Raw genomic sequence first — 11,425 nt, 5'->3', positions numbered from 1 at the left:
TCGTTGTGCAGAAATTTTCCGCTGTTATTCAGAGAACAGCTTCCCAAGCCTGCCAGAGGCCAAGAAGGATAGCCAAATTGCCGATGGCCAAATAGATATGGCTTTCGTGCTTCTTGGCCTCATGGTTTAGAGTTGGTCAATTGATGTATACCCAACTTGGCCAAGCTCCTATGAGAATCGCTCGCCTCTACCTGCGCGTCAGCACCGACGAGCAGGATCTCACTCGTCAATCAGACATCGTGGAAAGCACCCGTGCGGCTGGTTACTATGTCGCCGGAGTCTACCGCGAGAAGGCCTCGGGTGCTCGCGCCGACCGACCAGAACTGCTGCGCATGATCGCCGACCTGCAACCCGGCGAGGTGGTCGTCGCCGAGAAGATCGACCGGATAAGCCGACTGCCTCTGGCCGAGGCCGAACAGCTCGTGAGCAGGATCAGGGGCACAGGAGCGAAGCTGGCGGTGCCGGGGTTGGTCGATCTCTCCGACATTGCGGCCGATGCCGATGGTGTCGCAAAAATCGTTCTGGAGACTGTTCAGGATCTGCTTTTGAAGCTGGCCTTGCAAATGGCCCGCGAAGACTATGAGATCCGCCGCGAACGGCAACGTCAGGGCGTCCAGCTTGCCAAAGCGGCAGGCAAATACGCCGGTCGCGTGCCAGATACTGCGGCCCACCAACGCATTGTTGCGCTTCGCAGCAGGGGCCAAACCATCAAGCGAACAGTCGAGTTGACTGGGTGCAGCGCCAGTCAGGTCAAACGCATATGGGCGATGCATCTGGCGAACTCCAAAGTTGTTGGTGGTGCGTAGGGAGTGATGTCCTCTTGTTGAATCTAAGAGTTCCCGACAAGGAAGGAAAGAACGATGCCCGTCGGTTTCCTCTCAGCAGAACAGCGCGAGAACTACGGTCGTTATACCGGAGTGCCGTCGTCTCAAGACCTCGCCCGCTACTTCCATCTGGACGATGCCGACCATGCTCGGATCGCAAAAAAGCGCGGTGACCACAATCGGCTCGGTTTCGCCGTACAACTAAGCACGGTGCGTTACCTCGGCATCTTCCTGGACGATCCGATGACAGTGCCGGGCGCAGTACTGCACACGCTGGTCAAGCAATTACACCTCGATCCTATGAATGGCACATCAGCCTACAGCACAGGTGAGCAACGCTGGCTACATGCGGCGGAGATTCGAGAGTCTTACGGATACGTTGAGATTACCGAGCAGCGTGCGGCATTTCGCCTTACCCGCTGGCTCTATGCACTCTGCTGGACTGGTACCGACCGGCCAAGCGTGCTATTCGAGCGAGCAATCACCTGGTTGGTGATGCATAAGGTGCTGCTGCCCGGTTGTAGCACCTTGGAACGCTACATAGCGCGATTGCGAAGCCGGGTAGAGGAAAGACTGTGGCGCTCGCTTGCCAGCGGCGTTGGCTTTGAACAACAGAAGAGGCTGGAGAATCTGCTGGTCGTGCCTGCAGGTACTCGCAGTTCACAACTTGATCGCCTGCGCGCTGGCCCTTTGACGGTCAGTGGTCCATCGCTGGTCAAGGCTCTCCTGCGACTGCGTGCGGTGCGTGACTTGGGCATCGTGCTGCCGTCAGTAGCGCGGATACCAGCGATCCGAATGGCAGCATTGGCGCGGTTCGCAGGAGCTGCCAAGGTCAGCGCAGTGCTTCGTTTGCCGAATCAACGCCGCTTGGCCACTCTGGTCGCCTTCGTGTATTGTCTCGAAGCCACGGCACAGGACGACGCATTGGAAGTACTGGAAGCTCTGCTGCGTGACTTGTTCGGCGATGCCATCAAGGCCGACAAGAAAGCACGCCTGCGCACACTGAAAGATTTGGATCAAGCCGCAGCTACGCTGGCTTGTGCCTGCGAGATGATGCTCGACCCCAACTTGCCGGATACCGAGGTGCGCGCCAAGTTGTTTGAGAAGATTCCACGCGACACACTTACCCTGGCACTTCACGGGGTGAACACCCTGATCCGGCCCGCCGACGATGTTTATTACCGGGAGCTGGATGCCAAGTACAGAACGGTGCGCCGTTATCTGCCAACCCTGCTCGAACACATGCACTTTGACGCGAACGTCGCGGGCAGACCGGTAGCCGCCGCCATCGATTGGCTACATGCCAATATCGCAGTGAAAAAGCCGGACTCGGACGCCCCGCTCGAAGTTGTGCGCAAGCCCTGGCAGCGACATGTTCTGCGCGAAGACGGAAGTATTGACTTCCATGCCTATACATTCTGTGTGCTGGACGAATTGCAGACCGCGCTCAAGCGGCGCGACGTATTCGTGCCACAGAGCTGGCGCTTTGCCGATCCCCGCGCCGGCCTGCTCGACGGCGCTGAATGGGAGGCCACTCGGCCGATCATATGCCGGACCTTGGGACTGACGGCAGACCCCACACCGACACTGAATGCCTTGTCCGCTGAGCTGGACCGCACCTATCGTGTCGTGGCAGCCAGACTGCCGGACAATCCAGCAGTACGCTTCGAAACAGTCGGAGATAAGAACGAACTGATACTCAGTCCCTTCGATAAGCTGGACGAGCCCGCTTCATTAATTGAGTTACGCAACAAAGTGGCCAGCATGTTGCCCCGTGTCGATCTGCCGGAATTGATTCTGGAGATTGCCGCGCGGACCGGCTTTACGGATGCCTTCACCCATATCTCGGAGCGCACGGCACGGGCAACCGACCTGCACATCAGCCTCTGCGCGGTGTTGATGGCGGAAGCCTGCAATACAGGGATCGAGCCGCTGATTCGTGGCGATGTGCCGGCGCTTCAGCGCGACCGTCTGTCTTGGGTAGACCAAAACTACATCCGCGACGACACACTGACGGCAGCCAACGCCATGCTGGTAGCGGCGCAAAGCCGTCTTGCGTTGGCCAATCTGTGGGGCGGTGGAGAAGTCGCTTCTGCGGATGGCATGCGCTTCGTGGTTCCGGTGCGAACTGTACATGCCGGGCCCAACCCGAAATACTTCGGCATCGGCCGTGGCGTCACCTGGTACAACCTGATGTCGAATCAGTTTTCAGGACTGAACGACATAACAGTGCCCGGCACGCTACGCGATAGCCTGATCCTGTTGGCCGTGGTTCTGGAACAGCAGACCGAATTGCAACCCACGCAGATCATGACCGACACTGGCGCCTACAGCGACGTGGTGTTCGGTCTGTTCCGCCTGCTCGGCTACCGCTTCTGCCCGCGTCTGGCCGACGTTGGCGGCTCACGGTTCTGGAGGATAGATCAGAAGGCCGATTACGGTTCGCTCAACTCAGCCTCAGCGCATCACATCAGTTTGCAGAAAATTGCACCGCATTGGGACGATATGCTCCGTTTGGCTGGCTCGCTCAAACTCGGCCGGGTGCCAGCCACCGGCATCATGCGTACACTCCAGGTTGGCGACCGGCCTACCCGGCTGGCGCAGGCCATTGCAGAGTTCGGTCGTATCGATAAAACCCTGCACACGCTGACCTATATTGACGACGAAGCCAAGCGCAGAGCCACGTTGACTCAACTCAACCGCGGCGAAAGCCGTCACAGCGTTGCTCGTGCAGTCTTCCATGGCAAACGCGGCGAACTACGCCAGAATTATCGCGAAGGCCAGGAAGACCAACTGGGCGCACTTGGTCTGGTACTCAATATGATTGTGCTTTGGAACACCATCTACATCGAGGCCGCATTGAATCAACTGCGAGCGGATGGATGCCCCGTGAAGGACGAAGATGCCTGCCGTCTATCGCCACTGCAACACGAAAACATCAACATGCTGGGTAGGTATTCATTTTTGATGCCGGATGCCGTGGCCAAAGGAGAATTGCGGCCACTGCGCAATCCAGAGGACGCCAACTCGTGAAAATCCTTAACCCGGTTTTCCGTTCCACTGCGCCTCGAACCCCAAGTTGGGTGCCGCTCTGGGGCATGAGGTCTCGCACCAAAGTGCGCTTGCACCGGAGATGAAGCCAGAACAGAAGCAGGAGCAGGCCGTCACGCCACAACACGAGATCGCGCCGGAGATCGAACAGAGCTATGACATCGGCTTGGGACTTTGAGGGGAGCAAGGAACTGGAATAGAGCACCGGCTTAGAAAGCCGGTGCTCTATCCGGGCAGGCGTTTTCGTAGAGCCACGTTTTGAAAGGCCGGTGCTCTATCGCGAAAGTTCTATTCGGGTTTAACTCGGGGATGGCTTCCTGAGTACAAGCCGTCGGGTAAGTCCGACCACCACTTGCAGAGGCTCGCGAGTGAAAAGCAAACCTCCGGAAGAACGAACCCAATAAAGTAGTCTCGAGTCCACACAGGCGCAACCAGTGTGATACGGAACCATAAGCCAAGCGCAACCAGACCGATAACAGCGGCTAGGCATGTAGCGATCTTTTTCCAGCGTGTAAAGCTGAGCACTGTCACACCTGCCGCAAACAGAGTGAGCAGAACAGACCGTATACCAATGGGGCTAAATGGCGACGCTACCAAGGGGAGAATGAAGAAAGTTGTGAAACCCCGATACATCACGTATGCGACCATCATCATGCTTGAGATGACAAATATCACACTTTTCATTTGTTGTTTCCTCTTATTGTGCAGCTGTACCTGGGTACAAGAATTTGAAATCTCCTATCATCCAGTAGTAGATGTAGTCTGCGCCCGCAATTTTCCCAATCAGACTTTTAGCGCCATTCGCTAGCGCTTGATTACAGGCGGTCAAGCCATTTACCTGCGCCGAAGTTAAGGTTACACTGCCCGGAGATACGTTTGCTGACGCTTTTACACCTATTTGTGCATAGCAGTCATCGTGTACATGGCAATAATGATCTAGTTGGTTTACTTCGACTCCTCCTCCACCCGGACCGCAGTAATGAGTTCCGAAAAATCGTTCATTTGGATCTCCCCAGTTTGCATAAGCTACGCCGAAGTCGAGAAGTTCCGCGATGCTAGCTACGGTGTATTGCAAGATATTTGATGAATCTAGAGATCCGTTATTTGAACCATTATCTATGTTCTGGGGAAGACCTACGTAATAGTCACCATTGGCGTTCTGGTAAATGATATTTCCATCTGGGTCGTGTGCAATTGGGTTATATCCAGGCGGTGGCGGATCATTCGGATTTGGCGGAATGGGGTTATCTACTACCGGAGATGATCCGCCATCTCCGCCACCGCCATCTCCGCCACCGCCATCTCCACCACCGCCATCTCCACCACCGCCATCACCGCCACCGCCATCACCGCCACCGCCATCACCGCCACCACCGCCACCACCGCCATCTCCGCCTTGCTGATCTCCGCAGCTATCGCACTGCATTAGACCTAGTAAGTCCGTATACTTTAAGGGGTTATTTGCGACGTAGGTATAGAGGTTAAGTGTTTGTGGGTTCTTCAAGTTGGCGTAGCGTTCGCCGGAAGGATCGGGAGACATCCAGCGGCCTAACGCAGGATTATAGCTGCGGTATTTGTAGCTATTGAGGCCCGTTTCAGGGTCGTACTGCTCGCCGTTTGTGAACGGAATCGCTTGAGCGGCAGAGGAATGAATGGTTTGCCCAAAGGGAGAAACATCGCTTTGGGCAATGACTTCACCTGACGCAGAGAATTCTGTTCGTGTGGTACCGAGTGGATCGGCAACGTAATAGGTTACCCCAGTTCCGCGTATTGCCGCGATGCGCCTTCCCGCAGCGTACAGGTAGTCCGTCCAGGTGCCATTGGCGGCGCGTTCTGCCAGAAGGTCGTTCCCTAAGCGCACTTCTTCCGTAACGGCCTTGCCAATTCTCTTTTGGAGGCGATCTCCTTCTGCAGAGTAAACATAGCGGATGGCCCCGTTGTCGACCTGAGAAATTCTCCCTTCGGCATCGTACTGGTACTGATGTGAACCGTCGAAGGTCATCTCACCGGCCTGATCGTAGGTGAGGCCGGAATCAGCGCCGATGCGGTTCGAGGCATCGTAGGTCTGTGCGAATGGAAGGTCGTCCTTCAAATCGATATTGCCGAAGGCATCATAGTTGTAACCGTGCTTTAACTCTCGTTTGGGTTCCGCATATCCAGAGACGCGAAGCAGATTGTCGTAGCTATAGGCAAGGGTACTTGCAGGATTGAGCGCGTCCTTGAGGCGGGCGATACTTCCGTCCTTTGTGTAGGAAAAATGCTTGTCGAGAACGAACTGGTCTCCCCACCGTAGAACGCGAAGATTGCGTAGATTTCCCTGGCGATTGAAGATGGTTTCAACTGTCAGGTTGTTTCCCAATTGAGCGCTTTGCAACGCGTTTGATGCGCTGAACTGCGCTTTGGACAGATATACCGTTCCATCCTCATCTGTAATCGAGCTGAGTTTTCCTTTGTCATCTCGGAGCAAAAGAACGACACGCCCGTCTGGATAGTGAATTTCATTCGTATGTCCTGAGGTATCGTACGTGAGCGAAACGTGGTAGTTATTCTTTCCTTGCTGGATCAGATGATCCAATGTTCCTTGGTCATTGTAAAAATAGGTGCGTTTTGCGCGAGGACCGCTAGACGTGTCGAGATAAGACGCGGAAAGCTTTCCCGTCTTGTCGTCATAGACATAAACGACCGATGGATCACCGTTGGAATACTGCTTTCCTACCAGGTTTCCCTTCTGGTCCCATGTGTAACTGGTGATAATACCGCGCGCATCGGTTTTTGTGACGATCTTTCCGTCCTGCCGGTAGGTGTAGGTGGTCACGCCGCTTTCTGGACTTGAGGAAGAGATCAGACGGTTCAGCTTGTCGTAAGTAAAAGTACGAATGCGTGGCGTATCGCCCTTTTGGCCGTGCTGCACAATCTGTGTCAGCGTACCTTGGGCATTCCTTGTATATTCGGTCTCGATGGTCAGATTGCCGTCTTGGTCTGGCTCGAGGATCTTGGTAAGCCGTCCTTGCGCGTCGTAGGTTCGTTCAACTTTCGAGGAACCTGCGTGAAACTGCCGAGCACTTCCCACTGCTTTCATGTGTGCCCATGTGGATGATGAAGCCCGCGTATGAATGCTGCTCTGTAAAGTAACTGTTGTGCCGGATGAGCTTTGCCCTTGCGCTACAGCACAGAGAAAAGCAAATAAAAAAAAGAAAATCCAGACAGATACAGCTTTACCGCAAAAAAAACTTTGTCTTAGTCATGAAAGAGTCTCCTTGTGCGTCGGTTAAACCGGCGAGGTGCGGTGGTCCCTGTTCAGTTCGTCGTCGAGGCGGTGGGAATGCGCAGGAGTAAAACAAGAATATTTCTTGTCTGGGAAGTATCTCCGGTGACTTGGTGCTTGTCAATAGTTAATGGCATAAGGACGTCCAGGTAACCATGCAAGTTTACTATTTATGCAATAAGTCAACGCCGTGCAAGGACGAATGGACAAGGAGCGATCCGGGATAGATCAGGTATGGGCATTTCAAGTACAAGATCGCGTGTTTTGTTGGGTGTACAAATCCAACGTTTAGGCTCTGTGCGTGTTCCTTGATCTCTTTCCCTTGTTTTATTCATGCTGGCTTTGGGTCACAAATGGTAAGTTTTGACCCACGACCGCCGCGCCGTGTTTTCAAGGGCTTGCATGGGTCAAATATCAAGGCCATAATTAAACCATGAAATACGGCTATGCCCGCGTATCGACTGACGACCAGAGTACAGCCTTGCAGCTCGCGGCCTTGAAGCGGGCCGGATGCAAGACGTTTTTCAAGGACCAGGGCCTGTCAGGAGCCACGACCAAGCGCCCTGCCCTGCTCCGTTGCCTCAAGTCATTGCAGGACGGCGACACGCTCATCGTCTGGAAACTTGACCGCCTGGGCCGCAGCTTGCGCGACCTGATTGCCATGCTCGACGACCTCAAGGAGCGCGGCGTCAAATTCCGTTCCCTCACCGAGCAGATCGACACCGAGACGCCGACAGGCCGGGCCATGTGGCAGATGATTGGCGTACTGGCCGAGCTGGAGCGCAGCCTCATCAGTGAACGGACCCGCGCCGGGGTGAAGGCCGCGCAGCGCCGGGGGCGTGAAATTCGGACGTAAGCCGAAATTGACCCCGCAGCAGATCGCCCACGCCCGCAAGCTGATAGACCAGGGCGAGGACCGGCAGAAGGTTGCCGACCTCTTCAAAGTCGGGCGGAAGACCTTATACCGGGCGCTTGCGGCGTGAGACGGCCTTGGGCTTGCGGATGCCCTCGTCTTCTTCGTTGGCATTCTGGTTGTACAACTCATTGAGCTTGCCTTGGAGTAGTTTCTTGTCCGGTGGGGTTTGAGGCGCAGTGGAACGGAGAACCGGGTTAAGCAAGCTCAGAACCCAGACAGCGTAGCTGTATGCGTTTCGACGCCAAACTCTCCGACAATCTCATTTCGGCGGCTTTGAAGGCGCGATTTGAAGCAGCTCACTGATCGGAGAGACCACTCCCCAATAAGAAAATGAATTTTCTTGAGCTTTATATCTGTTAGATATATCTTGAAGATGTATGAAGCACAATAGAACCGCCTATGTCATCCTCGGCATGCTCTCTATCGAACCCAACAAATCTGGTTACGATCTTCACAAGGCAATTGAAGAGAACTTCGGCAGTTTTTGGGGTGAGAGCTACGGGCAAATCTATCCGACCCTGAAGCAGTTGGCAGCAGAAGGCTTGATTCTGCCCAGCAAGTCGACCTCTGGCCCGGGCAAGCAACGGCAGGAGTATACGCTGACCGATACTGGGCGTCTCTGTCTCCGCGAGTGGCTGTCTCAGCCCTTTCAGAACGATCCACCGCGTAATGAATTCATGCTCAAGTTGTTTTTTGGCCGTGAGGCGACGCCAGGCGTGGCACTCGAGCACGTGCGTGAATTGCAACGCAGGAACCAACAGTCGATGGCCATGTTTGAAGACATTGAGAAAGCCGCCAATCAGCAGCAATCGCAAAACCCTCACCTGCCCTACTGGATGCTGACCCTGAACCTTGGCATGGCCATGACCCGCGCCGCGCTCGAATGGGGCGAGTCGGCGATTGCCCAACTCACTGCGATGGAAGCCGTCGGAATTACGCCCGCTCAGCAAACAGAAACGATCACGAAGAGTCCTGATCAACTCGTGAAAATTGCACCCCGGACGCACAAGCCTCACGCACTTTACTAAAGGAGAACCGCAAGATGCCTTCCACCATTCGTTCTGACCGCTCCTCTCAGATTGTTGCCTGGGCCGTCGTCAGCCTCTTCATTGCCGGCAATTTTCTCTCCGTGGTGGGCGCGTGGACCGGCCCGATCACGGGCGTCTGGTTTGTCGGTACGCAGAAGCCGCGCCGGGGTTTTCTCTGGCTGCTCGCAATCACCTTCTTTCCTGGTCTCGTCGTCAACTGGCGCAAATTTCCACTCAACGCTCCGGAGCAAGCAATGGGCTACTTGGTATTGGCCTTGCTAACGGCCGTGCTGGCCATTTTACCCCTGACCTTTCACCGGCTGGTCAGTCCCCGTCTGGCGGGATTTTTCTCCACGCTGCCGTTTCCGCTGGCGACGGTTGCCATCCCCGCGCTTGTTGTCGCACTGCACGCTGGCGTGGTTCCACAGGCCGGACCGAAGACGGTTCTTATAGCTTGGTTTGCAGCCACGCTAGTATGGATGTGGAACCGCGAATCGCGCGCCACGACCGCCTTCCTCGGCGCAGGCTTCGTTCTTGCCATGGCCCTCGAACTGATCGGTCGCTTCACCGGCGTCGCGCTGCCCATGGCCTTCCGAAACAGTACAATCGCCGGTTACGCCTGCTTCGGAGGCGCGTTGTTCCTAGCCGTTTGGGCGCTCTTTCATCCCCTCCCCGAACGCAGTTGGGCTGATCGGCGCGAGGCTGTTGCTCGACTGCAAAGCCCCTTTACCGGAGAGACATTGCAAGTGGCCGGCGAACCGGGGGATGAGGCGTTGGTCAGTAATGCAGGCGAAAGCTTCCCGGTACTGAGCGGCATTCCGAGATTTCTCAAGCCACAAGATCTTACCGGCGACAACGGCAAATACAACCACCTATACGAACTCATCGGCGGATTCTACAACGACATTCAGCGCGTATATAGTCCGCTCAAAGGATTCGACCTGGAGGATTATTTTCTCAGTTACATGCGTCTGCTGGAGGTCAAGCCCGGCGATTCGGTGCTGGAGACTTCGGTGGGCACCGGACTCAACTTCAAATATCTGCCCCACGGGGTCAAACTCTCCGGCCTCGATCTGTCGCCCGAGATGCTGGCAAACTGCCAAGTCAATCTGCGCCGCTGGGGGATGGATGCTGATCTTTTCCTCGGCAATGCTGAGACGCTTCCCTTTGTAGATGCCAGCTTCGATGTGGTGTTTCATGTTGGCGGCATTAACTTCTTCAACGACCGCGCCCAAGCCATCCGAGAGATGATTCGCGTCGCCAAGCCAGGAAGTCTCCTGCTCATCGCCGATGAATCCGAAAAGCATGTAAAGGAAGTTTATGAAAAAGGGCTCGGTAGCTTTTACAAGAACCGCAAGGAACCGGTCAGCGCTCCCATTAGTCTTGTGCCGCCCGAGATGCAAGAAGTGCACCTCGAATCGCTGAAGAACGGCATGTTCTACGCGCTGACCTTTCGAAAACCCAGAGAGGGCGATTCGGGAGATGCTGCGTTGGAAGTGGATAAGGTCGACTGTTCGTGTGGGGTGTGATCGTTGTGCAGAAATTTTCCGCTGTTATTCAGAGAACAGCTTCCCAAGCCTGCCAGAGGCCAAGAAGGATAGCCAAATTGCCGATGGCCAAATAGATATGGCTTTCGTGCTTCTTGGCCTCATGGTTTAGAGTTGGTCAATTGATGTATACCCAACTTGGCCAAGCTCCTATGAGAATCGCTCGCCTCTACCTGCGCGTCAGCACCGACGAGCAGGATCTCACTCGTCAATCAGACATCGTGGAAAGCACCCGTGCGGCTGGTTACTATGTCGCCGGAGTCTACCGCGAGAAGGCCTCGGGTGCTCGCGCCGACCGACCAGAACTGCTGCGCATGATCGCCGACCTGCAACCCGGCGAGGTGGTCGTCGCCGAGAAGATCGACCGGATAAGCCGACTGCCTCTGGCCGAGGCCGAACAGCTCGTGAGCAGGATCAGGGGCACAGGAGCGAAGCTGGCGGTGCCGGGGTTGGTCGATCTCTCCGACATTGCGGCCGATGCCGATGGTGTCGCAAAAATCGTTCTGGAGACTGTTCAGGATCTGCTTTTGAAGCTGGCCTTGCAAATGGCCCGCGAAGACTATGAGATCCGCCGCGAACGGCAACGTCAGGGCGTCCAGCTTGCCAAAGCGGCAGGCAAATACGCCGGTCGCGTGCCAGATACTGCGGCCCACCAACGCATTGTTGCGCTTCGCAGCAGGGGCCAAACCATCAAGCGAACAGTCGAGTTGACTGGGTGCAGCGCCAGTCAGGTCAAACGCATATGGGCGATGCATCTGGCGAACTCCAAAGTTGTTGGTGGTGCGTAGGGAGTG

General features: G+C 55.6%; 8 protein-coding genes. 7 read left to right on the top strand and 1 reads right to left on the bottom strand.

Annotation, left to right across the window (positions count from 1 at the left end; translation table 11 throughout):
- Positions 1-170 precede the first annotated feature (170 nt).
- Together ACOBR2_RS21310 and ACOBR2_RS21305 are read left to right on the top strand one after the other, a co-directional pair.
- Positions 171-806 (top strand): recombinase family protein, encoded by a 636-nt coding sequence (locus tag ACOBR2_RS21310; protein WP_420240059.1) that lies wholly within the window; start codon positions 171-173, stop codon positions 804-806.
- 54 nt (positions 807-860) lie between these two features.
- Positions 861-3,857 (top strand): Tn3 family transposase, encoded by a 2,997-nt coding sequence (locus tag ACOBR2_RS21305; RefSeq protein WP_420237746.1) that lies wholly within the window; start codon positions 861-863, stop codon positions 3,855-3,857.
- 715 nt (positions 3,858-4,572) lie between these two features.
- Here ACOBR2_RS21305 and ACOBR2_RS21300 read toward each other — a convergent pair.
- The gene (locus ACOBR2_RS21300; RefSeq protein ID WP_420240058.1) at positions 4,573-6,954 is read right to left on the bottom strand and encodes an RHS repeat-associated core domain-containing protein; all 2,382 of its coding nucleotides are present in this window, start codon (positions 6,952-6,954) and stop codon (positions 4,573-4,575) included.
- Positions 6,955-7,573: 619 nt separating this feature from the next.
- Here ACOBR2_RS21300 and ACOBR2_RS21295 point away from each other — a divergent pair.
- From ACOBR2_RS21295 to ACOBR2_RS21275, 5 genes are all read left to right on the top strand, one after another.
- The gene (locus ACOBR2_RS21295; RefSeq protein ID WP_420240061.1) at positions 7,574-7,996 is read left to right on the top strand and encodes a recombinase family protein; all 423 of its coding nucleotides are present in this window, start codon (positions 7,574-7,576) and stop codon (positions 7,994-7,996) included.
- Positions 7,980-8,123, top strand: coding sequence for a helix-turn-helix domain-containing protein (locus ACOBR2_RS21290; protein ID WP_420240060.1), 144 nt, complete (start codon positions 7,980-7,982; stop codon positions 8,121-8,123). Before ACOBR2_RS21295 ends, ACOBR2_RS21290 begins: the two co-directional genes overlap by 17 nt.
- A gap of 310 nt (positions 8,124-8,433) precedes the next feature.
- Positions 8,434-9,084, top strand: a complete 651-nt coding sequence (locus ACOBR2_RS21285) for a PadR family transcriptional regulator (RefSeq protein ID WP_420237743.1) — start codon at positions 8,434-8,436, stop codon at positions 9,082-9,084.
- A 14-nt stretch (positions 9,085-9,098) separates the two neighbouring features.
- On the top strand, positions 9,099-10,613 hold the full coding sequence (locus ACOBR2_RS21280; protein WP_420237744.1) for a methyltransferase domain-containing protein: 1,515 nt from the start codon (positions 9,099-9,101) through the stop codon (positions 10,611-10,613).
- Positions 10,614-10,783: 170 nt separating this feature from the next.
- Positions 10,784-11,419, top strand: coding sequence for a recombinase family protein (locus tag ACOBR2_RS21275; RefSeq protein WP_420240059.1), 636 nt, complete (start codon positions 10,784-10,786; stop codon positions 11,417-11,419).
- The last annotated feature ends 6 nt before the right edge of the window (positions 11,420-11,425 follow it).

The organism is Telmatobacter bradus (assembly GCF_048629425.1).
In the GTDB taxonomy this organism is placed as follows: Bacteria; Acidobacteriota; Terriglobia; order Terriglobales; family Acidobacteriaceae; genus Telmatobacter; species Telmatobacter bradus.
This window is presented reverse-complemented; position numbering and strand designations above follow the sequence as displayed.